At 68.2% G+C, this 23415-nt stretch carries 22 protein-coding genes and 1 pseudogene; 14 read left to right on the forward strand and 9 right to left on the reverse strand.

The annotated features are described in order from the left end of the window. The first annotated feature begins 285 nt into the window (after positions 1–285). The 4 genes from ASF41_RS18910 (at position 286) to ASF41_RS25725 (ending at position 3574) form a co-directional block, all read left to right on the forward strand. Positions 286–1815: a chromosome partitioning protein ParA gene (locus ASF41_RS18910; protein WP_280138152.1), complete on the forward strand. Its 1530-nt coding sequence runs from the start codon at positions 286–288 to the stop codon at positions 1813–1815. A 90-nt stretch (positions 1816–1905) separates the two neighbouring features. Further along, complete coding sequence (locus tag ASF41_RS18915) at positions 1906–2361, forward strand: hypothetical protein (RefSeq protein WP_056213714.1); 456 nt, start codon at positions 1906–1908, stop codon at positions 2359–2361. A 154-nt stretch (positions 2362–2515) separates the two neighbouring features. After that, a complete protein-coding gene (locus ASF41_RS18920; RefSeq protein WP_056495897.1) occupies positions 2516–3091 on the forward strand; it encodes a hypothetical protein in 576 nt (191 codons plus the stop codon). A 330-nt stretch (positions 3092–3421) separates the two neighbouring features. Then, positions 3422–3574 carry a hypothetical protein gene (locus ASF41_RS25725; protein WP_200917569.1) on the forward strand — a complete coding sequence of 51 codons (153 nt, stop codon included), beginning with the start codon at positions 3422–3424 and terminating at the stop codon, positions 3572–3574. A 27-nt stretch (positions 3575–3601) separates the two neighbouring features. Here ASF41_RS25725 and ASF41_RS18925 read toward each other — a convergent pair whose 3' ends face one another. Both ASF41_RS18925 and ASF41_RS18930 read right to left on the reverse strand, forming a co-directional pair. Then, a complete protein-coding gene (locus tag ASF41_RS18925; RefSeq protein ID WP_056496076.1) occupies positions 3602–4501 on the reverse strand; it encodes a metallophosphoesterase in 900 nt (299 codons plus the stop codon). 100 nt (positions 4502–4601) lie between these two features. Next, a pseudogene (locus ASF41_RS18930) lies at positions 4602–5102 on the reverse strand (VIT1/CCC1 transporter family protein); the annotation flags it as partial. 317 nt (positions 5103–5419) lie between these two features. Here ASF41_RS18930 and ASF41_RS18935 point away from each other — a divergent pair. From ASF41_RS18935 to ASF41_RS18950, 4 genes are all read left to right on the forward strand, one after another. Beyond that, positions 5420–6196 (forward strand): lysophospholipid acyltransferase family protein, encoded by a 777-nt coding sequence (locus tag ASF41_RS18935; RefSeq protein WP_056495899.1) that lies wholly within the window; start codon positions 5420–5422, stop codon positions 6194–6196. Between the two features lie 5 nt (positions 6197–6201). After that, positions 6202–7509, forward strand: coding sequence for a 3-deoxy-D-manno-octulosonic acid transferase (locus ASF41_RS18940; protein WP_056351636.1), 1308 nt, complete (start codon positions 6202–6204; stop codon positions 7507–7509). Positions 7510–7519: 10 nt separating this feature from the next. Continuing rightward, positions 7520–8503 carry a tetraacyldisaccharide 4'-kinase gene (gene lpxK, locus ASF41_RS18945; RefSeq protein ID WP_056495903.1) on the forward strand — a complete coding sequence of 328 codons (984 nt, stop codon included), beginning with the start codon at positions 7520–7522 and terminating at the stop codon, positions 8501–8503. A 442-nt stretch (positions 8504–8945) separates the two neighbouring features. Then, positions 8946–11108 carry a TonB-dependent siderophore receptor gene (locus ASF41_RS18950; RefSeq protein WP_200941295.1) on the forward strand — a complete coding sequence of 721 codons (2163 nt, stop codon included), beginning with the start codon at positions 8946–8948 and terminating at the stop codon, positions 11106–11108. Between the two features lie 222 nt (positions 11109–11330). Here ASF41_RS18950 and ASF41_RS18955 read toward each other — a convergent pair whose 3' ends face one another. Further along, on the reverse strand, positions 11331–11552 hold the full coding sequence (locus tag ASF41_RS18955; protein WP_056213726.1) for a DUF2093 domain-containing protein: 222 nt from the start codon (positions 11550–11552) through the stop codon (positions 11331–11333). Between the two features lie 188 nt (positions 11553–11740). Between ASF41_RS18955 and ASF41_RS18960 the strand changes: the two genes are divergently transcribed. The 4 genes from ASF41_RS18960 to deoA are packed head-to-tail and all read left to right on the forward strand — an operon-like array spanning position 11741 to position 15057. Beyond that, positions 11741–12169 carry a cytidine deaminase gene (locus ASF41_RS18960; RefSeq protein ID WP_056496082.1) on the forward strand — a complete coding sequence of 143 codons (429 nt, stop codon included), beginning with the start codon at positions 11741–11743 and terminating at the stop codon, positions 12167–12169. 4 nt (positions 12170–12173) lie between these two features. Then, on the forward strand, positions 12174–13004 hold the full coding sequence (locus tag ASF41_RS18965; protein ID WP_244479708.1) for a purine-nucleoside phosphorylase: 831 nt from the start codon (positions 12174–12176) through the stop codon (positions 13002–13004). Next, the gene (gene deoC, locus ASF41_RS18970; RefSeq protein WP_056495912.1) at positions 13004–13747 is read left to right on the forward strand and encodes a deoxyribose-phosphate aldolase; all 744 of its coding nucleotides are present in this window, start codon (positions 13004–13006) and stop codon (positions 13745–13747) included. Before ASF41_RS18965 ends, deoC begins: the two co-directional genes overlap by 1 nt. Further along, the gene (deoA, locus tag ASF41_RS18975) at positions 13744–15057 is read left to right on the forward strand and encodes a thymidine phosphorylase (RefSeq protein ID WP_056495916.1); all 1314 of its coding nucleotides are present in this window, start codon (positions 13744–13746) and stop codon (positions 15055–15057) included. The genes deoC and deoA overlap by 4 nt, the downstream gene beginning before the upstream one ends. A gap of 42 nt (positions 15058–15099) precedes the next feature. On the opposite strand, the gene ASF41_RS24215 is transcribed toward deoA, so the two are convergent. From ASF41_RS24215 to dnaK, 4 genes are all read right to left on the reverse strand, one after another. Then, a complete protein-coding gene (locus tag ASF41_RS24215) occupies positions 15100–15429 on the reverse strand; it encodes a hypothetical protein (protein WP_156653375.1) in 330 nt (109 codons plus the stop codon). Positions 15430–15551: 122 nt separating this feature from the next. Beyond that, positions 15552–16187 (reverse strand): class I SAM-dependent methyltransferase, encoded by a 636-nt coding sequence (locus ASF41_RS18985; protein ID WP_056213738.1) that lies wholly within the window; start codon positions 16185–16187, stop codon positions 15552–15554. Positions 16188–16365: 178 nt separating this feature from the next. Continuing rightward, positions 16366–17526: a molecular chaperone DnaJ gene (gene dnaJ, locus ASF41_RS18990; RefSeq protein ID WP_056213741.1), complete on the reverse strand. Its 1161-nt coding sequence runs from the start codon at positions 17524–17526 to the stop codon at positions 16366–16368. A 155-nt stretch (positions 17527–17681) separates the two neighbouring features. Then, positions 17682–19595 (reverse strand): molecular chaperone DnaK, encoded by a 1914-nt coding sequence (gene dnaK, locus ASF41_RS18995; protein WP_056213744.1) that lies wholly within the window; start codon positions 19593–19595, stop codon positions 17682–17684. Positions 19596–20034: 439 nt separating this feature from the next. On the opposite strand from dnaK, the gene ASF41_RS19000 reads away from it, so the two are divergent. Next, positions 20035–21006 carry a hypothetical protein gene (locus ASF41_RS19000; RefSeq protein WP_056351508.1) on the forward strand — a complete coding sequence of 324 codons (972 nt, stop codon included), beginning with the start codon at positions 20035–20037 and terminating at the stop codon, positions 21004–21006. A gap of 9 nt (positions 21007–21015) precedes the next feature. Here ASF41_RS19000 and ASF41_RS19005 read toward each other — a convergent pair whose 3' ends face one another. Beyond that, positions 21016–21624 carry a YqgE/AlgH family protein gene (locus tag ASF41_RS19005; RefSeq protein ID WP_056495922.1) on the reverse strand — a complete coding sequence of 203 codons (609 nt, stop codon included), beginning with the start codon at positions 21622–21624 and terminating at the stop codon, positions 21016–21018. A gap of 218 nt (positions 21625–21842) precedes the next feature. On the opposite strand from ASF41_RS19005, the gene ASF41_RS19010 reads away from it, so the two are divergent. Then, complete coding sequence (locus ASF41_RS19010; RefSeq protein WP_056351505.1) at positions 21843–22325, forward strand: peroxiredoxin; 483 nt, start codon at positions 21843–21845, stop codon at positions 22323–22325. Between the two features lie 58 nt (positions 22326–22383). Here ASF41_RS19010 and ASF41_RS19015 read toward each other — a convergent pair whose 3' ends face one another. Beyond that, positions 22384–23364 (reverse strand): homoserine kinase, encoded by a 981-nt coding sequence (locus ASF41_RS19015; RefSeq protein ID WP_056495925.1) that lies wholly within the window; start codon positions 23362–23364, stop codon positions 22384–22386. Positions 23365–23415: the final 51 nt, after the last annotated feature.

Here is a 23415-nt window from a genome sequence, read left to right on the forward strand (position 1 = left end):
CGCGGGTGGGGAGCGCCATCCCCAGCGCGTTTTCACGCTTGCGGGAGGGATGACGGACGAGATTGCACGCCGCAATGCTGCAATCGGCCGTCCGAACCGCAAGTCGACCGCCACGCTTGTCAAGCTGAGCCCAGCAACGCGACGGATCAGGCGCCGCTGCGCTACAAAAGCCATACGTTAAGAATTTGCTAACAGGACGCGTTTGGCGTGATTGACAGGGGCAGGAAATTGCAACCTTGTTGAATCCTGGTCGTGGGTTGTCCGCCACGAGATTGGATCGCAGAAATGAGCTGGCTTTCGCTCCGCAAATTGACCGCAAGTGAAAGCAAGGCGCCGTCTTCACAGCAGACCGATGCATTGCTTCGTTCTCCAATACAGGATGTGCCTTTTATCCGTATTGCCGATGAGGCGGAGACGACGGAGCCGCTACTGGACAGTGAAGACCTTTCGCTGGATTCCCTCGGGCAGCACAACGAGAGCCTGCGGTTCCGCGTGGCGGAAATGTCCGAGCGCCTCGACGACCTGAAGTCGCTCCAGGCGGATTTCTCCGCCCTCCTGGTGCCGATCGTGGCGATCACCGAGGAGCTTCCGCGGGCCAAGGTCCGGACGGCGGAGCTCGAGACCCTTCTGGCGATGGAGCAGGGCAACGCGGCCACCCTCCGGCGCGATCTCGCCGACGCCACCGGACGCCTCGCCGCGGCGACCAACGACGTGGCGGCTGCCAAGATCCAGCTGCACCACCTCGAGACCAGCCTCCAGGCCCGCGACGCGGCGGCCGAGGAGGTGCGGATCGCCCTGCGCGACAAGACCCTGCAGGCCGAGAACCTGGAGCGGCGCCTCTTCGCCGAGACCGAGCAGAGCCGGGCCCTGCAGGGCGAGAGCAAGGCGCTGCGGGTGGAGGCCAAGGCCCTCGACCAGGCGCTGGCCCGGTCCGACAGCGAGCTGCAGGACCTGCGCGAGAGCCGGCACGCCCTCGACCGTGACAACCTCCGGCTCCAGAACCTGAGCGAGGCCCAGGCGGCCCAGCTCGCGGAACTGAGCGCCCGCGCCCAGGAGTTCGAGGGCCAGGCCGAGTCCGGCCGCGTCGCCCTGCACAACGTCGAACAGCAGCTGGCGGCGGAGATCGCCGCCGCCCAGAAGGCGGAGGCCCAGTACGAGGCCGAGGTCGCGAACCATCGCACCGAGCGCGCGAGCCTCGCCATGCGGGTGGAAGCCGCCACGAGCCGGCTCGCCAACACCGAGCAGATGCTGGCCCAGCTCCGCACGCAGCTCCGCGAGCGCGACGAGGCCGGCCGCTCGGCCGAGCGCGGCCTCAAGGAGGCCTCCATCGAGCGCGTCACCCTGGAGCGTCGGCTGGAGAGCGCCCAGGTCGACCTCGCCCGGCAGAACGAGCGCTTCCTCGAGATGCAGCGGGCCCGCTCGGAATTCGAGCACCGCTGCGAGATGCTGACCAAGGCGATGGCGGCCAAGGATGCGGCCCTGGAACAGGCCCTCGGCCGGGTCTCCAGCCTGTCCGACCGCATCGACCACCTCGTCCACCGCCAGGAGGTGGAGCGTGCGGATTTCGAGACCGTGAACCACCGCCTGATCGAGGAGCTCCAGCACGAGCGTTCCGAGCGCAAGCTCGCGCAGGGTGCCCTGGACATCGCCCGCGAGAGCCGCGTCGCCCTGCAGAAGCAGCACGAGGCCCTGCGTCGCTCGGCCCGCAGCTTCGCGGGGGACGAGGGGGCGCGGAGCGAGCCGGCCCCGGCCCCGGCCGCGCCACCGCCGGAGCCGAGCAACGTCCGTCCCTTCTCGCCCCCGCCCGAGAAGTAGCGCCCGACCCGACCGATCCAGCCTCGCCGACCCGACCCCTCCACCCCTTCAAGAGACGGCGCGGCGGAGACCCCGCGCAGGGATGCCCAGATGTCCGAGACCGCGCTTCGCGACCGAGAAACCTCCTCCGCCGGAGCCTGGCTGATGCGCAGCCTGCCCAGCCCCCATCGCGGACCGGGGGCGCCCGAGCCGGCTCAGCAGGCCCATCTGGACGAGACCCTTCCGGCTCCGGCCAATGCCGGCCGGACGCGGGACTGGTCCGCCTCCCTCGATCTGATCCACGAGGCCACGGCCGCGATTCGCATCAGCGAGGAGCGGGCCGCGGAGCTGGAGCAGGAGCTGGAACGCACGGTCGCGCGGGCCCTGGAGCGGGCCACCGCCCTGGAGGCGCAGGTCGCCGCCGCGCAGACCCGCGCCGACCTCGCCGAGCGCCGGGCGGACGAGGCGGAGGAGTGGCTGGCCCGCCTGCACGACGCCGTGGTGGAGGGCTTCACCCGCCGTGCGCCGGCGGACGAGGCGAACCCGGCCAAGGTCGGAACGCCGTGAGGGGCCGGGGCGCCGGTGGCGGATCCATCCCGCGTGGTCACGCCGCCCGCCCGGGACCCTGTTCAACGACCGTCACCATGATCGTTTTCCCGTCCGGGTCTCCGCCCCCATGTCCGCTGCACCCATCTCCGCCGCTCCCATCCCAGCCGCTCCTATGTCCGCTGCCGCCTCCCCCGTCCTGTCGCCCGTGATCGATCTCGCGATCGCCCGGCTGCCCGTCCGTCACGGGGGCAAGGCCTCGGACCCGCGCGAGACGGAAAGCCCCGTGCGGAGCGGCAGCCAGGCGCTTGCCCTGTTGCCCGTGCCGGCGATCACGCCCACCTCGGAACTCGGCGCCACGACCCTGCGCCTGGTCGAGCACAGCATGGAGACGATCCAGGCTCTGCAGGAGCGGGTCGATACGATCTCGGCCCAGGCGCGGGACCTGATCCGCCTCACCCACCGGGAGCGGGTCGAGCAGCAGGCCGAGCTGGATCGGGCCCGCGCCGAGGCGTCCGCCTGGCGGCGTCAGGCGATGGAACTGGAGATCCGGATGCGCGAGGCCCAGCTGCGCGTCCGCGAGGCCGAGATGGCGCGGCGAGATGCGGATCAGGCCGCCCTTGATGCGCGGGAGCGGGCCCGCTCCGCCGAGGGCGAGGTCCAGGACCTGGAAGCCTACCTGCGCAAGATCAGCGACTACCTGCAGGCCAATCTCGGACGAGTCCCGGGCCGGCCGTCGCGCGACGCCTGAGGGTCGGGCGGCGGCGTCGCGCCTCAAAAGAATCAGGTCCGGCGTCGAGTCCGCCCGCGGTGGGGGCCGAGGCGGCCCAGGATGGCCGGAACGAGCCCGGCGGGCCCCCGCCTTCCCCCGGAGACCATGGTGCGGCGCAAGCGTAGCCATTCGTTGAGAAGGTTCGGGGATTTCGTCCGCTGAACTGATATACCAAGATGTTTGCTGCATCGCGGGATCGATTTGTCGCGTCTAGCGCCGCCGAGGACTTGCGTAGTCTGAACCGACCGTTAATGTTTCCCCTCCGCCGAAATCATATCGCGTCTAACCTTTTTTGACGGGGTGACAGCCATGTCCAACGTGATTCGCGTGAAGCCGACGCATGACGGCACCTATACGGTCTACCGGGGCGAGGCCGTGCTCGTCAGCGGCCTGACCCGCCTGCAGGCGGAGCGCTACGAGGCCAGCCTCGCCGCCCAGGCGAAGGTGCTGGAGGACGCCTGAGCCCTGAGATCCCGAGGCGGCGACGCCTCAGGAGCGGGCCAGCGGAAGGGCGCCAAGATCCGCGATGGTTCCGAACTCGGTCAGGCCCCGCTCGATGCCCGCGACGGCGTAGCCCGTCGCGCGGCGCGTGATCGTGTAAAGGTGGTAGCTCGCGCGGTGATGCCGGGCATCGCCCCGGGCCGAGGCCGAGGCGGCCCCCACCACCGGAATCGACGTCCCCCCCGGCCCGGGCACGAACGCGACGCTGCGGACGTGGTTGTGCCCGTGCAGGATCAGCTCCGCCCCGGCATGAGCCACCATGGCGGTGAACGCCCCCGAATCCTTCAGTTCACGCCCGGACGACGTGCCGCCGGGATGCGACGGGTGGTGGATCATCACCACGCGGAAGGGCGGCTCGGGTTCGGCCCCCAGCGTCCGCAGCAGGGCCTCGGTGGCGGCGATCTGCTGCGGCCCGAGGCGGCCGCTCGCCATCAGGGGCTTCGTCGGCACCGCCGAGGACAGGCCGATCAGGGCCACCGGCCCGCGCCGGCGCAGGTACGGGAAATGCCCGTGCGTGCCGTCGTCGCCCGCCGTCCAGGCGCCGCAGGCGAGGAGCAGGCCCTCGAGGGAGCCGCGCACGTAGGCGTCGTGGTTGCCCGGCACGAAGCTCACGGTCTCGGGCGTCCCCAGGGCTTCCAGAAAGACCTTCGCGGTCGACCACTCGCTCGGCAGGCCGATGTTGCAGAGGTCGCCGGTGCAGGCGACGTGGTCGTGCCCCTGCGCCTGGAGGTCGGCCACCAAGGCGGCCAGCACCTCCATGTCGTGGGCGTCCTTGCGGCCGCGCTGCCAGTTCACGTAGCCGGTGGCCCGCTTGCTCAGAAGCTGGCGCAGGCGCGGGCGTGTCAGCGGCCCCACATGGGGGTCGGTCAGGTGGGCGAGGCGGAACATCATCCCCCAATGCGCGGTCGATGATCGGGATTTCGCGCCCCGCATCGCCCCATCCGGGGCCGGGGGTCAACCCTCGCCTTCCGAATCCGCCCGCCGTCCCTCAGGCGCTCCCGATGGCGATGCCGGCGAGGAGCACCAGGGCGCCCCCGAGCACGACCTGCAGGGCCGCGCGCCAGAACGGCGTCGCCATGTAGCGCGTGCGGATCGCCGCGATCGCCAGCAGCTCCACCACCACCACCAGGATGGCCAGGGCCGTCGCGACGCCGAAGGCGTTCGGCCAGGTGGAGGGGATCGCGTAGGGCAGCGTGTGGCCGAGGCCGCCCACCGTGGTCACCACCCCGCAGACGAGGCCGCGCATCCAGGGTGTTCCGCGCCCGGTGATCTGCCCGTCATCCGAGAGCGCCTCGGTGAAGCCCATGCTGATCCCGGCGCCGATGGAGGCGGCGAGCCCCACCAGGAAGGTGGCGCCGTTGCTGTGGGTGGCGAAGGCGGCGGCGAAGATCGGCGCCAGGGTCGAGACCGAGCCGTCGATCAGCCCGGCGAGCCCCGGCTGGACGTAGCGCAGGACGAAGGCGCGGTGCGCCTCGGCCGCGGCGGCATCGATCGCGGCCATCGGCTCCGGGGCGCCCTGGGCGGGGGAGATCATCATCATCGCGCGTCCTGTCCTGATGGGCTCCCTTCGGAGCGCGTTCCTCTTTGGACTCATTCCAATCTATAGCTTGGAACGACTCCAAACAAGCGCCCTGCGCCGGGTTTCGCCCCCGAAACGGCGGATTCGGCCGCCACAGCGCCGTTGCGCCGGCCGCGCGATCGGAGCTAGACAGCCGCCTGCCCGTCCGGCGCGCCGCGCGGGACGGCTCCGCGGACATCCCCTCCTCGACGGCATCGCCGGTCCGTCGGCGACGCGAAAGCGACGTGATGAGCCTCGTCAAACGCATCGGCCGCGCCCCGGCGGTCCAGCAGGTCCTCGGCATCCTCGCGGGCGGCTACCTCCGCCTCGTGCGGCGCACCAACCGCTTCACGGTGGAGCCGGCCGCGCCGGATGCCTGGCTCGACGGGCACAGCCCCTTCATCGCCGGCATGTGGCACGGCCAGCACACGATGATCTCGTTCATGCGCCGGCCGCACGACCGGATCGCCACGATCATCTCCCGGTCGGCAGACGGCAACATCAACACCATCGCGCTCACCCGCATGGGCGTCCGGGTGATCCGGGCCTCGGGCGCCCGCGGCCGCGTCCTGCGGGACGCCCGGGCCAAGGGCGGCGCCGAGGGCCTGCGCGCCATGCTGCGGGCCCTGAAGGACGGCGAGAGCGTGGCCTTCAGCGCCGACGTGCCGAAGGTCTCGCGCCGGGCCGATGCCGGCATCCTCACCCTGGCGCGCTTCTCCGGCCGGCCGATCATCCCCGTGGCGGTGGTGACGAGCCGGCACTGGCGCTTCGACAGCTGGGACCGGGCCTGCCTCGGCCTGCCCTTCGGCCGGGGCGCGATGGTGTTCGGCGAGCCCGTCTTCGTGCCGCGGGACGTGGAGCCCGAGGCCCTGGAGGCCCTGCGCCGGCAGCTCGAGGCCGAGATGAACCGCGTCCACGACCGCGCCTACACCCTGGTCGGCCGGCCCGACCGGGTCGGGCCCCACGACCGCGTCGGCCATCCCGACCGCGTCGGGGCGGACGGCCGGGTCGGGGAACCGGCGTGAAGGCGATGGCGAAGGCCCCGCCCCTCACGGCGCTCCTGCGGGCCTACCGCACCGGTCTCTATCTCGGCGAGCCGGCGCTGGTGGGGCTGCTCGGCTGGCGCGCCCGCCGGGGCAAGGAGGATGCCGGACGCCTGGCCGAGCGGCGCGGCCTGCCGGGCCGGGCCCGGCCGACGGGCCGCCTCGTCTGGATGCACGGGGCCAGCGTCGGGGAGGCTCTGTCCCTGGTCGGCCTCGTGGACGGCATGATCGCCCGCGGCTTCTCGGTGCTGGTGACGACGGGCACCCGCAGCGCCGCCGACCTGATCGGGCGGCGCCTGCCCGCCGGGGCCGTGCACCAGTACATGCCCCTCGACGCGCCGCGCTGGGTGGACCGATTCCTCGCCCATTGGCGGCCCGACCTCGCCCTCGTCGCCGAATCCGAGATCTGGCCGAACACGGTGCTGGGCCTGCACCGGCACGGCATCCCCCTCCTCGTGGTCAACGGACGGATGTCCGAGCGCTCGTATCGGGGCTGGGCCCGCACCCCCCGGACCGCCGAGGCGCTGCTGGCCCGCATCGCGATCTGCCTTGCCCAGACCGACGCGGATGCCGACCGCTTCCGCCGCCTCGGCGCCCCCCGGGTCAGCATCGCCGGCAACCTGAAATACGATTCCGAGGTGCCCCCGGCGGACGGCCAGCAACTCGCCCACCTGCGCGACCTCGTCGGCGACCGGCCGGTCTGGGTCGCGGCGAGCACCCATCCGGGCGAGGACGCCATGGCGGCCCGGGCCCATGCCCGCCTCAAGGAACGCTGGCCGCGCCTCCTCACCATCGTGGTGCCGCGCCATCCCCATCGTGGCGGCGACGTCGCCGCCTGCGCGGGGGCCGAGGGCCTGACCAGCGCCCGGCGTTCGCAGGGCGGGCGCCCCCATGGCGGGGTCGATCTCTACGTCGCCGACACCTTGGGCGAGCTCGGCCTGTTCTACCGCCTCGGCCGCATCGTCTATCTCGGCGGCTCCCTGGTGCCCCATGGCGGCCAGAACCCGATCGAGCCGACCCGCCTGCGGGCCGCCGTGCTGCACGGGCCGCACATCCACAACTTCACCCAGGTCTATGCCGCCCTGGACGAAGCCGGCGGCGCCCTGACGGTGACCGACGCCGACGCCCTCGCGAAAACCCTGGACGCCCTCCTGGCCGACGGCCCCCGCATCGCGGCGATGAGCCGGGCGGGGGAAGCCGCGCTCCAGCCCTTCGAGGGCGCCGTCGCCCGCACCCTGGCGGTGCTCGATCCCTTCATCGCCCAGATGACGCTCCGGGCGATGGCGGCCCCGTGAGCGCCGGCTGATGCGCGCCCCCGCCTTCTGGGACGCAGGCCCCGGCCATCCCGCCGCCCGGTGGCTCGCGCCGTTGAGCGCCCTCTACGGCCGGCACACCGCCGCGCGCATGGACCGGCCCGGCGCGAAAGCCCCCTGCCCCGTCCTCTGCGTCGGCAACTTCACCCTGGGCGGGGCCGGCAAGACCCCCACCGCCCTGGCGCTCGCCGCCCACCTGCGCGCCCTCGGGGCGAACCCGGCCTTCCTGACCCGCGGCTATGGCGGGCGCCTCGCCGGGCCGGTGCGGGTCGATCCGTCGAGCCAGACGGCCGAAGAGACCGGCGACGAGCCCCGGCTCCTGGCCCGGGCCGCGCCGACGATTCTGTCGCGGGACCGCCCGGCCGGGGCCGCCCTCTGCGTCCGAGCCGGCGCCGACGTCATCGTCATGGATGACGGCCTGCAGAACCCGAGTCTGGCCAAGACGCTGGCGCTCGCCGTGGTCGATGCCGGCGCCGGCCTCGGCAATGGGCGGCCCTTCCCGGCCGGCCCCCTGCGGGTGCCCCTGGCCCGGCAATGGCCCCACATCCACGGCCTCGTGCTGATCGGGACCGGAGACCGGGGCGAGGCCGTGGCGGCGGCGGCGCAAGCCCGGGGCCTCCCGGTCCACCGCGCCCGCCTGGTCCCCGGCGCCGACCTGACAGGCCGCCGCGTCCTCGCCTTCGCGGGCATCGGCCGCCCCCAAAAGTTCTTCGCAACCTGCGAAGAGGCCGGCGCCACCCTGGTCGCGACCCGCGCCTACCCGGACCACCACCCATACGGCCCCGCCGACGAAGCCACCCTCGCGGCCGAAGCCACCCGCCTCGGCGCCGACCTCGTCACCACCGAGAAGGACCACGTCCGCCTCACCGCCCCCTTCGCCGCCCGCGTCGCGGTGCTGCCTGTTACTTTGGCGTTTGCCGATGAGGGGGGTTTGTTAGGGCAGTTGCGGGGGTTGGTTGTGGGGATTGGGCGATAGCAAAGATTAAGTCGGATCTTTAAAAGAGTTTCTCGCCTGACGCCCAATTTGTTCTGCAGTTCGAAGCGGACAGGTCACTGACGACCCCCGGCGATTATACGGCCAACTATGAGCACTTCTTGAAAGCAGCAATCCGTCAGGGCGTCCAGCGGTTGCGCTGTTCGTCAGAAGTACGCAGGCGGGATGCCGCCTCAAACCGGATGCAACACAAATGGAACTGCTGGCCCGCCGAACGACCTTGATCGCTGTCACGCGTATGCAACACATCTCCTGCGAGACGCGACAGATTATAACGCTTCTAGACCAAGGCTAAGGTATATAAGAATACCTCGAAACTAGACGTGTGTGCTCGGAAACCCGCAAGCTTGACCGCAAGTGTTTCTGGACCGTAACGGACCGAATTGATTCAAGTTGGTTTGCGTGCGTGGACGTGTCGAGCAAAATGCCCAAGAGAACCACTACGCTGGCCTCGTCCGCTGCTTTCGTGCTTCTGGCGCAATCGGGTTCGTTAGTTAGCTTTGGGCCCAGTTTGGCCGTAGCTCAGCTCGCCGCAGATGCTTCGCAAGAGGTTCAGCTCGACGAACTTTCGGTGGCCGGCTCCGGAGCGTCTGCGGGCGGAACAGCACGCAAGGTCGATGGCTACCTTGCACGGGACAGTGTCAGCGCAACCCGCACCGACACGCCGATACGCGAGGTGCCCCAGACGGTCGTCGTCGTGCCGGATCGGGTTCTGCAGGACGCCGCCGCGACGCGGGTCGACACCGCCCTCGATCTTGCCGGCGTCGGCCGGGCCAACAATTTCGCGGGCCTTGGCCTGACGGAGTTCACCATCCGTGGCTTTAATACGGGCGAGTACTACCGCAACGGCTTCCCAATCAATCGGGGCTACCCGCCCTCGCCGGACGTGGTCTCCATTGAGCGAATCGAGGTGCTGAAGGGTCCGTCTGCCTTCCTATACGGACGCGGCGATCCCGGCGGGACCTTCAACATCGTCACTAAGCAGCCATTGGCCGAGCGAGCCCTTGCGATCGGCACGCAGTTCGGAAGCTTCAACCAGAAGCGCAGTACCTTCGATGCGACTGGCGCCCTCGACGAGCAAGGCCGGGTGCTCGCTCGCATTACGGGCGCCGTTGAGGACAACGGAAGTTTCCGCGACTTCGTACACGGCGACCGCTTCTACCTCGCTCCCGTCATCGCCTGGAAGCCCACCGCTGACACCACGATCACTTTGGAGGGCGAGTTCGCCAGCACGACGGCGACCTTCGACCGGGGCGTCGTGCCGATCAACGGTAACATCCGCGCCCTGCCGCGCAACCGCTTCATTGGCGAGCCCGGCATCCCGCCGGTGCGCAACGATAACGCCCTTGGCCAGCTGCGCATCGAGCACAAGCTCGATCAGGACTGGGTGGTCACTGCCGGCGTCCAGGCGCTGGGTGGGAAGCTCTTTGGCGACGGCGTAGGCGCCATGAATGTCCTCAGTGATGGGCGTACCCTACGCCGAACCTTCGAGCATCGCGACTTGAGTTGGTCGGATCTCGACTTGCAACTCAACCTCGCGGGCAAGTTCGAGACCGGCCCATTCCGCCATACCCTGCTGATGGGCTTGGAGTACGACACGTACCGCTATCGCGAGATCTTCGACCGCTCGAACGCAAACCTCTTCCCCTTCATCCTCGACCTCCTCTCGCCCCGCTACGGGCAATCCACCCGCCCTCCACTCACTTCGATCACCAACTTCCTGCAGAACACCGAGAGCTTCGGTGGTTACGTTCAGGATCAGATAGACCTCACTCCACGCCTTCATGCCCTTCTGGGCGTGCGCGTGGAGAACCTAGGCCTCGTTTCCACCGACTACCGCACCGGCCGCACCACGAGCCTGCAGGATACGGTCGCGACCCCGCGCTTCGGCCTCACCTACGATCTTACCGATGAGGTCTCGGTCTACGGCAGCTACGGCCGTTCCTTCCTGCCGAATACCGGCACGGATCGCTCGGGACGCCCCTTTGCTTTCCAGCAAGGCGAAGGCTACGAGGTCGGCGCCAAGCTCAGCCTGCTCGACGGGCAACTGAGCGCCACGGCAGCTCTGTTCGACATCCGGCGCACCAACGTCCTCACGGCCGATGCCGTCGATCCAAACTTCAGCGTGGCGGCGGGCGAGGTGCGCAGCCGGGGCTTCGACCTGACCGTTGCTGGATATCTGGCACCCGGCTGGCGGGTGATCGGCACCTATACCCATGCGGATGCCTCCGTGAGCCGCGACAACACGCTGCCCGTGGGCACGCGGATCGCCAACATCCCTGCCGACACCCTCGCCCTGCAGAGCGTCTACGAGTTCCAAGGGGCAGAATTACGGGGGCTTGGTCTTGGTGGTGGCGTGACTTATGTCAGTCAGCGCAAGGCTGGCACCGCCCTCTCGACCTTTCGCCTGCCGGACTACACGATCTTAAGCCTGATCTCGTACTATTGGCTCACTCCGCAGGTGCGGGTCTATCTCAATGTCGAAAACCTACTCGACACGAACTATTACGACCGCGCCTTCCAGAACCGCTACGCTACACCGGGTACGCCGCGCACGATCATGGGCGGTGTCGCAGCACGCTTTTGATCTCTACCGTTGCCAAGAAGGGCCTCTGCAACGGATCACCCATCTGTTTGGCGTCTACGACCACTTTAATGCCTGAACCGCCGGTAAGCGGACCAGCGAAAATCCGCCCAAGCCGGTCGTACGAGGCAATCCGATGTTAGGGCTGCACCCGCCGTAGCCTTCATCAGATTTGTATGTGCAGAACCTACCCGGTCTCTGACCTACTAATTGCGCTAAAATCCCCTAATCCGGACGTCCCGTCTCGGCGAGGCGCTGCATCGCCGCCTCGGGGCTGGCATAGGCCTCCTGCCGGGTCGCGCTCCAGTAGCGCAGGGCATCGAGGGGGATCGCCTCGCCGGTCACCGCGCAGCGCACGAAGCTGCCGGGCTTGATCACCCGCATGGTGCCGTCGCCGTACTCCACCACCGCCTCGCCGGAGGCGCCGCGCTCGAAACGTCCCAACATGGTCCCCCGCCTCCCGGCTCGTCTCCCATTCGCCCCGTCTTAGGAGCCCGGGGGCGCGCTGTCGATGCATCCGTCGCGCCCGCCCTCGACAGCCCCGCCCCTTGGTGCCTAAGTCGCGCGATGCCGTGCCGTGTCCCGCCCCGATGACCCCGGAATCCACGACTTTGGACGCCAAGATTTCGGACGTCATGAGTCCGGACCTGTCCCGCCTGTTCGCGGCCGCCCTGGCCGCGCAGGGGCGCGCCTACGCCCCCTACTCGCGCTTTCCCGTCGGGGCGGCGCTCCTCGACGAGTCGGGCGCCCTCCATGCCGGCTGCAACGTCGAGAACGCCGCCTATCCGGTGGGGACCTGCGCCGAGGCCGGCGCCATCGCCGCCATGGTGGCCGCGGGCGGCCGGCGCATCGCCGCCCTGCTGGTCCTCGGCCCGGGGCCCGGCCTCGTCACCCCCTGCGGCGCCTGCCGGCAGCGCATCCGCGAATTCGCCGGTCCCGCGGTCCGGGTCCACGTCGCCGACCCCGTCGCGATCCGCGCCGCCTTCACCGTCGGGGCCCTGCTGCCCGACTCCTTCGGCCCGGACAACCTGGGCGCCGCACCCGGGGGGACCGATGGGGGATGAATCCTTGCGTGAACCGGAGCCGGGGGTCCAGGCCGCCGCCGGTCTGCTGCGTGCGCAGGGGTTCGGCGGACCCTTCGCCTGCGCGATCGTCACCGGCACCGGACTCGGCGGAATCGTGCGTGACCTCGACACGACCCTCTCGGTATCCTACGGGCAGATTCCGGGGTTTCCGGCCCCGGGCGTGAGCGGCCATGGCGGCCGCCTCCATGCCGGGACCCTCGCCGGACGCCGGGTCCTCGTCTTCGAGGGCCGCGCCCACGCCTACGAGACCGGCGACGCCGCCGTGATGCGGGTGCCGCTCGGCGTCGCGCAAGTCCTTGGAGCACAAGCGCTTCTCCTCACCAATGCCGCCGGCTCCCTGCGGCCGGAGGTCGGCCCCGGCAGCCTCGTGGCGCTCACCGACCACCTCAACCTCTCGGGCCTCAACCCGCTGATCGGCGAGGCCAGCGACGCCCGCTTCGTGCCCATGGTGGGCGCCTACGACGCGGCCCTGCGCGCCCATCTCCTTGCCGCGGCACGAGAATCCGGCGTCGCCCTGCACCAGGGCGTCTATGCCTGGTTCGCCGGACCGAGCTTCGAGACCCCGGCGGAAGTCCGCATGGCCGGCCTCCTCGGCGCCGACCTCGTCGGCATGTCGACGGTGCCGGAGGTCATCCTCGCTCGTTTCTACGGCCTGCCCGTCGCCGCCCTGTCCGTCGTAACCAACCTCGGCGCCGGGATCGACGGCAGCGATCCCCACCACGCGGAGACCAAGGCCGTCGCCGCCCGGGCCGGCGACGCCCTCGCCCGCCTGGTCGCCGCCTTCGTCGCCCGCCTGCCCGCGAGTGCCCCCTGATGACCGACGACGCCTCCATCGCCCGGCGGGCCCTGCCCCTCCTCGACCTCACCGATCTGAGCGAAACCTGCTCGGAGACCGCCATCGACGCGCTCTGCCGCGACGCCCGGGCGAGCGCCGTCGCCGCCGTCTGCGTCTGGCCGCACTACGTGAGCCGCGCCGCCCGGCTGCTCGCCGGCACGCCGGTGCGCGTCGCCACCGTCATCAACTTTCCCGCCGGCGGCGACGACATCGAGCGGGCGGTGGAGGATACGACCGAAGCGCTGGCCGATGGCGCCCACGAGATCGATCTCGTCCTGCCCTACCGCAGCGTCCTCGCCGGCGAGACCGGCACGGCGCGCACCATGCTCGCCGCGATCCGCGACGTCTGCGACGGCGGTCGTCTGCTGAAGGTCATCCTGGAGAGCGGCGTCCTGGCGACCCCGGACGCCATCACGGCCGCGAGCCGCCTCGCCATCGAGGCCAGGGCGGATTTCCTCAAGACCTCCACGGGCAAGAGCGCGGTCTCGGCGACCCCGGAGGCCGCTGAGGCGATGCTTCACGCAATCCGGGACTACGCAGGGGGGCATCCCGTCGGTCTCAAGGTCTCGGGGGGCCTGAAAACCGTCGGGGATGCGGGCACTTACCTCGCCCTCGCCGATCGCGTCATGGGGCCGGCCTGGGTTTCTCCCCGCACATTTCGCCTCGGCGCCAGCAGCCTGCGCACGGCCTTGGTCGCGGCCTCCGCCGAGACCGGCCGGTGAGGCTGCCCCAGGAACTCATCCGCACCAAGCGGGACGGCGGCGCGATCCCGGCCGAGGACATCGCGGACTTCGTCGCGGGCCTGACGGACGGGCGGGTGACCGAGGGGCAGGCCGCTGCCTTCGCCATGGCGGTGTTTTTCCGCGGCCTGTCGCGGTCGGAGCGCGTGGCGCTGACCCGGGCGATGACCCAGTCCGGCACCGTCCTGCGGTGGGACCTACCTGGACCCGTCCTGGACAAGCATTCGTCCGGCGGAGTGGGGGACGCGGTCAGCCTCGCGCTCGCACCGATGGTCGCGGCCTGCGGCGGCTACGTCCCGATGATCTCGGGACGCGGCCTCGGGCATACCGGCGGCACCCTCGATAAACTCGCGAGCATCCCGGGCTACGACGCGATGCCGGGCCTCGACCGCTTCCGGAGTGTGACCGCCGACGTGGGCTGCGCCATCATCGGACAGACCGCAGACCTCGCGCCCGCGGATCGGCGCCTCTACGCGATTCGGGACGTGACGGGCACTGTCGAGTCCCTCGACCTGATCACCGCCTCCATCCTGTCCAAGAAACTCGCTGCCGGTCTCGACGGCTTGGTGATGGACGTCAAGGTGGGCTCGGGCGCCTTCATGGCCGAGCGCCCGGAAGCCGAGGGTCTTGCGCGGAGTATCGTCGATGTGGCGGGTGGTGCGGGCCTGCGTTCGGTGGCGCTGATCACCGACATGGACTCGCCCCTCGCCTCGGCGGCCGGAAACGCCCTGGAGGTTGCCTATACCCTCGACTATCTCACCGGGCGCTGGTGCGAGCCGGCCTTCCACGCCGTGACGCTGGCGCTTGCCGCCGAGATGCTGGTGGTCGGCGGCCTCAGTTCTGACGTCGCGGACGCCTCTGCCCGCCTGGAGAACGCGAGAGCGTCAGGCCGCGCGCTCGAAGTCTTCGCCCGGATGGTCACTGCGCTCGGAGGGCCCGTCGACCTCGTCGAGCGGACCGGGCGCTACCTGCCAAAGGCGCCGATCACGCGTGCGATCGCTGCGAAGACGGACGGCTACGTCGCCTCGATCGCGACGCGAGATCTGGGCATTGCGGTGATCGGTCTCGGTGGTGGTCGAACCCGCCCGCAGGACGACATCGATCCACGTGTCGGCTTCACCGGGCTGCCCCGTATCGGAGCTCGGATCGAGCAAGGCCAGCCGCTTGCGATGGTCCATGCAGCCGATGCAGCCTCCGCCGAGCGAGCCGAAGCCGCTTTGCTGGCGGCCTACCGCATCGACCCGACACCCGTGGAGCGAACGCCTGCGGTCCTGGAGCGGATCGCGGGATAGGCAGGCGCCGGCTCTGCGTTGAAGCACCGGAAGCCGGAGCGGTCAGTAGTCGTAACGTCCGCGACCGTGGTGATGGTGACGACGCCCTTCCCAACCGCGGTAATGATCCCAGCCGTGATCGCGATGCCGCCAGCCAAAATGCCGGCGCTGGTGACCATAGCCGCGGTCCTCGTGATGGCGGCGATGATGGCCCCAATCACCATGCCCGCCCCAGTACTGCACCGGGGTGATTGCGGTTTGCGGATTGCCGTAGACCGGCGCCACGAGGGGCAAAGCCTGCGCATTCGTCGCGAGTGCGAGGCCGCCGGCGAAGCTCATCACGGCGAACAGAGTTCTCATTCCCCGCAAAGAAACTGCGCGCAAGGTGATCATCGTGAAGCTCCTGTCTCGATTGCCAAGGCGGGTCTCGCCCTCGGCATCCGGGATAGTGCTCTGGCACTGAACGCGAACTGAGACCGCTCTTCAGCCTGCGTTCGGAAATCCAACGATCGCCCTCAGGGTCGGCGATAGACCCAGACACGCGCCGGCGGAAGATTGAGCCAGACTCGGTTCGAACGACTGGCCGTGTAGGTGCCGGCATCGCACCGGGCCGGGATCGGCGGGACCACCGCGTACGTGAACTGCACGAACGGCGCACTCGGATGCATCATTTCGTGGGCGGCGTTCAAGAGATCGAGACGTTGCTCCAAGGGCTTCGTGAAGAGCGGAAGGCTTGAAACCATCGCCGCCGCCTTCTCCGCCAGCATCGTGCCGAATGTTTCGCGAATGTTGTAGGCGTCGCCGCGCAAGATCGTCGCGCGGGGAAAGCGCTTCTGCAGCAGCTTGCAGAAATCCGGATTATACTCGACCAGGATCAGGCGCTCCTGCTCGACGCCACGCCGGATCAAGGCCTCGGTGACGGGTCCCGTCCCAGGTCCGAGTTCAATTACAGGGCCGGTGATGCGCGGATCGACGTAGGAGGCCATCGTGCGGGCGAGCATCTTGCCAGACGGCGTCACAGCGCCAGTGACGAGGGGACGCTCGAACCAGGAACGCAGGAATCGCGCCTCGTCCTCCAGCGGATCCCGCCGTGTACGGTTGGCACCGGAAGCGAGGTCGGCTTTTGCGCTGGAGCGGCGTAGCGGCGGCAAGACCCTATGTCCTCAGATCACGGGTTGGGAGGGAAAGGCTAGACGACGAAGCTCTCCGGCAGTCAAGCTTGCAAACATCGAACCCGCCGGGGCGCACACAAGGATCGTGCAGGCGGTGCTCGACCGCCACATGCGATAACCATGGCCGAACGGTTTTGATCCGAAGGATATTGCAAGTCTATGTCCTGGCTACCCCACCGAGCCCATCGAAGAAATCCTTCACCTTGGAGAAGAAGCCCGCGCTCTCCGGATGGTTCTCGTCAGAGGCCGACTGATCGAACTCTTGGAGCAATTCGCGCTGGCGCTTCGACAGGTTCTGCGGCGTCTCGACGAAAACCTGGATGTAGAGGTCGCCGACGTCGCGCGATCGCAGCACCGGCATGCCCTTGCCCTTGATACGAAATTGCTTCGCCGTCTGGGTGCCAGCTGGGATACGGACCTGGGTTTGCGAGCCATCGATCACCGGCACGGTGATTTCGCCCGAGAGCGCCGCGGTCACCATGGAGATCGGCACGCGGCAGAACAGGTCGGCGCCGTCACGTTGGAAGAACTCGTGCGGCTTGATCGAGAGGAAGACGTAGAGGTCACCCGCCGGTCCGCCGCGCAGGCCCGTCTCGCCTTCGCCGGCCAAACGGATCCGCAGGCCGTCGTCAACGCCGGCCGGTACGTTGATGGCGAGGGTCCGTTCGCGCGTCACGCGGCCTGCACCGCTGCAGGCGCTACAGGGATCGTCGATCACCTCGCCGCGGCCGTGGCAGTTCGGGCAGGTGCGCTCGATGGCGAAGAAGCCCTGGGCCGCACGCACGCGGCCATAGCCACCGCAGGTCTGACAGGGACGCGGCTTCGAGCCGGCCTTGGCACCGGAGCCGGAGCAGACCTCGCAGGTGACCGAGGTCGCCATCTTGATGGTCTCGGCCTTTCCGCTGAACGCCTCTTCGAGGGAGATCTCGAGATTGTAGCGGAGATCGGCGCCACGCTCGCGTGCCGGGCCGCCGCGCGCGCCGCCACGCCCGCCGCCAGCGCCGGCCCGGCCATCACCGAAGAAGTTGTCGAAGATATCCGACATGAAGTCGCCGAACTCGTTTCCGAATCCGGGACCGCCGCCGCCACCCTGCTGGAATGCGGCGTGGCCGAAGCGGTCGTACGCGGCACGCTTTTGACCGTCAGACAGGCACTGATAAGCCTCGTTGATTTCCTTGAACTTGAGCTCGGCCTCTGCATTCCCCGGATTGCGATCCGGGTGATAGCTCATGGCGAGCTTACGGAAGGCGACCTTCATCTCGCCGTCAGTCGCGGTCTTGGAGACGCCCAGAATCTCGTAATAGTCCCGCTTCGACATTCCCGTCCTCAAAGTCCCCGGCGCTTCGATCCGACTGGACCGCACCGTCCCCATTAAACGCCGGTGCGCCTGAAACGCGGCTGGTTCCGCTCATCGGGACAAGCCGAACATGGCTCGGGGCCGGATCGCTCCGGCCCCGTCTTCAGATGTAGGCGTTATGCCCGCTTCTTCTGGTCCTTGTCATCGACTTCCTGGAAGTCGGCGTCGATGACGTCGTCCTTTTTCGCCTCACCGGTGCCGGCTTCGGCCCCCGCCTCACCGGCTTGGTTGGCGGCGTACATCGCCTCGCCGAGCTTCATCGAAGCCTGCATCACGTCGGTGGTGCGGGCCTTGATGACCTCCACATCGTCCCCCTCGAGGGCGGTGCGGAGCGCGGTGATGGCCGTCTCGATGGCGCCCTTGTCGTCCGCAGTGACCTTGTCGCCGTACTCCTTCACCGACTTCTCGGTGGCATGGATCAGGCTCTCGCCCTGGTTCTTCACCTCGACGAGTTCGCGGCGCTTCTTGTCCGCCTCGGCATTCGCCTCGGCGTCCTTAACCATCCGCTCGATATCGGCGTCCGACAGGCCACCCGACGCCTGGATGCGGATCTGGTGTTCCTTGTTCGTCGCCTTGTCCTTGGCCGTGACATTCACGATGCCATTCGCGTCGATGTCGAAGGTCACCTCGATCTGCGGCATGCCGCGCGGGGCCGGAGGAATGCCCATCAGATCGAACTGGCCGAGCAGCTTGTTGTCGGCCGCCATCTCGCGCTCGCCCTGGAAGACCCGGATGGTCACCGCGTTCTGGTTGTCCTCGGCCGTCGAGAAGGTCTGGGACTTCTTCGTCGGGATCGTGGTGTTGCGGTCGATCAGGCGAGTGAACACGCCGCCCAGGGTCTCGATGCCCAGCGACAGCGGGGTCACGTCGAGGAGCAGCACGTCCTTGACGTCGCCTTGGAGCACACCGGCCTGAACCGCCGCGCCGATGGCCACGACTTCATCCGGGTTGACGCCCTTGTGGGGCTCCTTGCCGAAGAAGGACTTCACGACTTCCTGGATCTTCGGCATGCGGATCATGCCGCCGACCAGCACCACCTCGTCGATTTCGGAGGCCGAAACACCGGCATCCTTGAGCGCCTTGCGGCAGGGTTCGATGGTGCGCTGGACGAGATCGTCCACGAGGGATTCGAATTTCGCTCGGCTGAGCTTGAGCGCGAGGTGCTTTGGACCCGTAGCATCGGCCGTGATGTAGGGCAGGTTGATCTCGGTCTGTGTCGCTGACGACAGCTCGATCTTGGCCTTCTCAGCGGCTTCCTTCAGGCGCTGGAGGGCGAGCTTGTCCTTCGTGAGGTCGATGCCCTGCTCGCGCTTGAACTCGCTCGTCAGATACTCGACCACACGGTTGTCGAAGTCCTCGCCACCCAGGAAGGTGTCGCCGTTGGTGGACTTCACCTCGAATACGCCATCACCAATCTCAAGGATCGACACGTCGAAGGTACCACCGCCGAGGTCGTAAACTGCGATGGTGCCGGCCTTCTTCTTGTCGAGGCCGTAGGCGAGGGCCGCCGCGGTCGGCTCGTTGATGATTCGCAAGACCTCGAGACCGGCGATCTTGCCAGCATCCTTGGTGGCCTGACGCTGGGCATCGTTGAAGTAGGCGGGTACCGTGATGACGGCCTGCGTCACCGGTTGACCGAGATGCGCCTCGGCCGTCTCCTTCATCTTCTGCAGGGTGAAGGCGGAAATCTGCGAGGGCGAGTACTTCTTGCCGTCCGCCTCGACCCAGGCATCGCCATTGTCGCCGCGAACGATCTTGTAGGGGACAAGGCCCTTGTCCTTCTGCGTCATCGGATCGTCGTAGGTCCGACCCACGAGACGCTTGATGGCGAAGAAGGTGCGCTCTGGGTTCGTGACCGCCTGACGCTTGGCGGGCTGGCCCACGAGCCGCTCGCCCTCGTCGGTGAATGCGACGATAGACGGCGTGGTGCGAGCACCTTCCGAATTCTCGACGACCTTGGGTTGCGTGCCTTCCATGACGGCCACGCAGGAATTCGTGGTGCCGAGATCGATACCGATTACCTTACCCATGGTGGGATCCCTCTGTTGTCGTTTGGTCAAGCAGACCGCCGAGCCCCGAAGCAGCTCGGCCCATGGCTTTGCAAAACTGACTGTGTGAGAACGGGCTTGGACACCGGTTCGCGCCCCGGAACGGTGCAGAGCCGGGTCTTAATCCCGCGTCTCGGCCGATATAAGAAGGGTGTCGCGAGGCCGCAAGGCAGAGCCCGGCGAGGAGGTGCATCCGATTGCGCGGAACCGCGTTACCCCCTTCACCGACTTGGAATACCGACAGCTTCACGAACCGCCAGCCGCGGTCTTCGCAACGACGGCGCCAGCGCGGTCCCCGATGTCTCGTCGGCAAGGAGCGGCATCGCTGCTGTGGCAAGAAAATCGTTGCATGGTAAGTGGGGCTTGAACGTGCTTGCCTGCGCATCACGCCGTTTCCACGGATATAGGCCTGAAAGTTTCGATGCGTCTGACCCGCGTGCTTCTTCTTCTCCCGGTGCTGGCATCGGTTCCTCACCCGGCCTGTGCGCAGTCGTTCTTCGAGGAGTTGTTCGGGATTGGGCGGGCGGCCAAGCCGCCAGTACCTCCACGGGGGGTGCCCTCGGCTCCGCAGGCTCCGATGCCGGGTGCCCCCGGCGAGGGAATTCCGCCATCCGCCACCGAGGCGCCGAAGGCGCCCCCGGTTCCCCGTCAGCCCATCGTCCTGAAAGCGCCCTCCGAGGACAACTTGATGGGCCAGGAGTTGATGCTGAACGGGCTCACGGGCAGCCTGAAGCTGGAACGGGCCGGAGCGGGCACCACGGCCCGCATCGTCCTGCCGGGCAATAAGATTTCGCAGCCGGTCGAAGCCTGCAAGGTGCCGTTGAACGGGGGGGCGCCGTTGGCGGTCTCGTCGGAGGGCCGCCCGGAAGGCGTCGGCCGCTTCGAGGTCACCGGCGGCGAGTGTCCCCTTCGGTTCGATGTCCTCGATGGCGCCATCCTGGTGCAATCGATGTCCGGTCCTGTCTGCACCTTCGCAGCGGCCGATTGCGCCACGACCCCAACGGGTCTGTGGGGACCGGCTGCCGCGACGCTCGTTGCACGAGCGAGCGAGTTCGAGGCAGCACGCGGCGGTGCCGACCGGGCCGTGCGTGAGAATTACAAGCTGATCAGCCAGCGCTTGCGCGGCCCCGAGCTTCGCCCCGTGGTCACCGAACAGGCGGCCTTCTCATCGGATCGTGAGCAGATGTGCCGAACCTATGCTCGCGAAGGGGCGCATGGCTTCTGCAACCTGCGTTTCACCGAAGCGCGGGCCTTGGCACTCGCTACCCGCCTCGGGGTCAACACCAACACCGCGTCACCAAGCGCCTCGGTATCCCCGCCACGCCCGCGCCGCAAGCCGCCGGTGGAGGGCATGAATCCGGATACGGGTGGCGCTCCGTTCGCCGATCAGTAGCGCGAAGCCTCAGCTATGGCCGGCGCTCACCGACAGCATCGCGAGATCGATGCCGTTGTTGCGCAACGTGCGCTCGTACTTGGCTTCGAGAGCCGTGTGGAAGATCATGTCTGGGTCGGCCGGGCAGACCAGCCAGCCATTGGCCAGGATCTCGTTCTCGAGTTGTCCCGCCTGCCATCCCGCATAGCCAAGGGCCAAGACGGCACTGGCCGGACCGTCTCCGGCCACGATCGCCCGTAGGATGTCCACTGTCGCCGTGAGGCAGATTCCATCATCGATGATCAGCGTGGACTGATCGATATGGAAATCGTCAGTGTGGAGAACGAAGCCGCGCTTGGCATCGACCGGGCCGCCCATCAGCACGGGCATGTGCCCGACGCGCTCGCGGAGCCGGATCGCATCGGTCTCGCTCGCGATATCGAGCTGGATCAGCAGATCGGGCATACTGAGGTCAGTGACGGCCTTGTTGAGAATGATCCCCATGGCTCCGTCCGCCGAATGGGCGCAGAGATAAATGACCGACCGGGCGAAGCGTGAATCCGTCAGACCCGGCATGGCGACGAGAAACTGACCATCAAGATAGGCGGGATCGCCCTTGCGGGCCTGTGAACGCTGCATTGGCGCATGCTACGCGGGCAGGCGCCTTTGTCCAGGGCACGGCACGTTCCGCCGATGGATATCCGCCACATCGGCGGCAGTGGAAACTCGACAGGCTAACCCCTGCGAGCTAGACGATTTTTCACGGGCGGGCCCAGTGTGTCGACCGGGTACGACGCTGCGACAGTGATCAGGGATCCGAAGGTTCGGATGCCCCGGCGATCTTCAGGAGACGACGGATGACCATTCAGGTTGGCGACCACCTCCCCCAGGTCACGTTCCGCGTGAGTGGGGCGGACGGCCCGGAAGCCAAGACCACCGACGACCTCTTCAAGGGCCGCCGCGTCGTCCTCGTCGGGGTCCCCGGTGCCTTCACGCCGAGCTGTCACCGCAATCACCTGCCCGGCTTCGTGGAGAAGCAGGCCGAGATCAAGGCTCGGGGCATCGACACCATCGCGATCACCTCGGTCAACGACGTGTTCGTGCTCGATGCCTGGCAGAAGGCGAGTGGGGCCGAAGGCCTCGAGTTTCTCGCTGACGGCAATGCCGAGTTCGCGAAGGCGATGGGGCTCGATATGGACGGTGCCGGGTTCGGCCTCGGCACCCGTTCGAAGCGCTACGCCATGCTCGTCGAGGACGGTGTCGTACGTGTTCTCAACGTCGAGGACTCCCCGGCCAAGACCGAGTTGTCGGGTGCCGAGGCTCTTCTCAAAGTGATCTGACCCATGCGCCGGCGGATGCCATGGATCCGCCGGCAAGATGAGACGTCCGGGGAGGCCCTTAGGCTAACGGTCCCGGGCCGGCCCAACCGTAATCCCGCGCATCCGTCGCAGTGCGATGGAAGGTCAGCCGGCGGTCGTATTCCAGGGGATCCTTCGGCTGGACCAGGGCGCCGGTCGGCACATTGAGCCAGTCGACGAGTCGGGTCAGCAAGAAGCGTAGGGCCGCGCCCCGGCACAGGATCGGCAAGGCCGTGACCTCGGCCGAAACCAAGGGGCGCACCGCCTCGTAGCCCGCGATCAGAGCCGCGCCCATGTCGCGGTGGAAGCTGCCGTCCGCCTCGAAGCACCAGGCGTTGAGGCAGATGGCCAGATCGTAAGCGAAGGCGTCGGTACAGGCGAAATAGAAGTCGATCAGCCCCGACAGTTCATCGCCGATGAAGAACACGTTGTCGGTGAAGAGGTCGGCGTGGATCACGCCGGACGGAAGACCCAAGGGCCAGGACGCCTGGAGCACGGCGAGGTCGCCGAGAACCCGTTCGGTCAAGCCGTGTGAAACGGTATCCGCTTGAGGCTCCGAAAGACGGAAGAGCGGTTCCCATGCATCGACCGAGAGATTGTTGACGCGCCGCATCCCGAAATCGGCACCTGCCGCGTGCAACCCGGCGAGCGCCCGACCGAGGGCATGGCAGTGATCGACGCCGGGTCGCTTCACCGAGACACCGTCGAGGAAGGTCACGATCACTGCGGGTCGACCGCAGAGCTCACCCAGTGCAACTCCGGTGCGATCGCGGATCGGCTGTGGGCACGCGAGGCCGCGAGCGGCGAGGTGCTCCATCAGGTTGAGGAAGAACGGCAGGTCGTCCGCTCGGACGCGCTTCTCGTAGAGAGTCAGGATGAACGAGCCGCCAGTGGTGTGGAGATAGAAATTCGTATTCTCCACGCCCTCGGCGATGCCCTTGTAGGAAAGCAGCGTACCGATGTCGTAGGCCGCGAGAAAGGCGGTAAGCGCCGCGTCGGAGACCTCGGTGTAGACTGCCACGGCACGTTCGCTTGATAATTTCGGGGACGAAATGGACAGGGGCGCCGAACG

The sequence above is a fragment of the Methylobacterium sp. Leaf111 genome, from assembly GCF_001423285.1.
GTDB lineage: Bacteria > Pseudomonadota > Alphaproteobacteria > Rhizobiales > Beijerinckiaceae > Methylobacterium.

Excerpts from the sequence above, each read along its gene's own strand:
- ASF41_RS18910 (WP_280138152.1), top strand. The coding sequence starts at position 286 with ATGAGCTGGCTTTCGCTCCGCAAATTGACCGCAAGTGAAAGCAAGGCG.
- ASF41_RS18915 (WP_056213714.1), top strand. The coding sequence starts at position 1,906 with ATGTCCGAGACCGCGCTTCGCGACCGAGAAACCTCCTCCGCCGGAGCC.
- ASF41_RS18920 (WP_056495897.1), top strand. The coding sequence starts at position 2,516 with ATGTCCGCTGCCGCCTCCCCCGTCCTGTCGCCCGTGATCGATCTCGCG.
- ASF41_RS25725 (WP_200917569.1), top strand. The coding sequence starts at position 3,422 with ATGTCCAACGTGATTCGCGTGAAGCCGACGCATGACGGCACCTATACG.
- ASF41_RS18925 (WP_056496076.1), bottom strand. The coding sequence starts at position 4,501 with ATGTTCCGCCTCGCCCACCTGACCGACCCCCATGTGGGGCCGCTGACA.
- ASF41_RS18935 (WP_056495899.1), top strand. The coding sequence starts at position 5,420 with ATGAGCCTCGTCAAACGCATCGGCCGCGCCCCGGCGGTCCAGCAGGTC.
- ASF41_RS18940 (WP_056351636.1), top strand. The coding sequence starts at position 6,202 with ATGGCGAAGGCCCCGCCCCTCACGGCGCTCCTGCGGGCCTACCGCACC.
- lpxK (WP_056495903.1), top strand. The coding sequence starts at position 7,520 with ATGCGCGCCCCCGCCTTCTGGGACGCAGGCCCCGGCCATCCCGCCGCC.
- ASF41_RS18950 (WP_200941295.1), top strand. The coding sequence starts at position 8,946 with ATGCCCAAGAGAACCACTACGCTGGCCTCGTCCGCTGCTTTCGTGCTT.
- ASF41_RS18955 (WP_056213726.1), bottom strand. The coding sequence starts at position 11,552 with ATGTTGGGACGTTTCGAGCGCGGCGCCTCCGGCGAGGCGGTGGTGGAG.
- ASF41_RS18960 (WP_056496082.1), top strand. The coding sequence starts at position 11,741 with ATGAGTCCGGACCTGTCCCGCCTGTTCGCGGCCGCCCTGGCCGCGCAG.
- deoC (WP_056495912.1), top strand. The coding sequence starts at position 13,004 with ATGACCGACGACGCCTCCATCGCCCGGCGGGCCCTGCCCCTCCTCGAC.
- ASF41_RS24215 (WP_156653375.1), bottom strand. The coding sequence starts at position 15,429 with ATGATCACCTTGCGCGCAGTTTCTTTGCGGGGAATGAGAACTCTGTTC.
- dnaJ (WP_056213741.1), bottom strand. The coding sequence starts at position 17,526 with ATGTCGAAGCGGGACTATTACGAGATTCTGGGCGTCTCCAAGACCGCG.
- dnaK (WP_056213744.1), bottom strand. The coding sequence starts at position 19,595 with ATGGGTAAGGTAATCGGTATCGATCTCGGCACCACGAATTCCTGCGTG.
- ASF41_RS19000 (WP_056351508.1), top strand. The coding sequence starts at position 20,035 with ATGCGTCTGACCCGCGTGCTTCTTCTTCTCCCGGTGCTGGCATCGGTT.
- ASF41_RS19005 (WP_056495922.1), bottom strand. The coding sequence starts at position 21,624 with ATGCAGCGTTCACAGGCCCGCAAGGGCGATCCCGCCTATCTTGATGGT.
- ASF41_RS19010 (WP_056351505.1), top strand. The coding sequence starts at position 21,843 with ATGACCATTCAGGTTGGCGACCACCTCCCCCAGGTCACGTTCCGCGTG.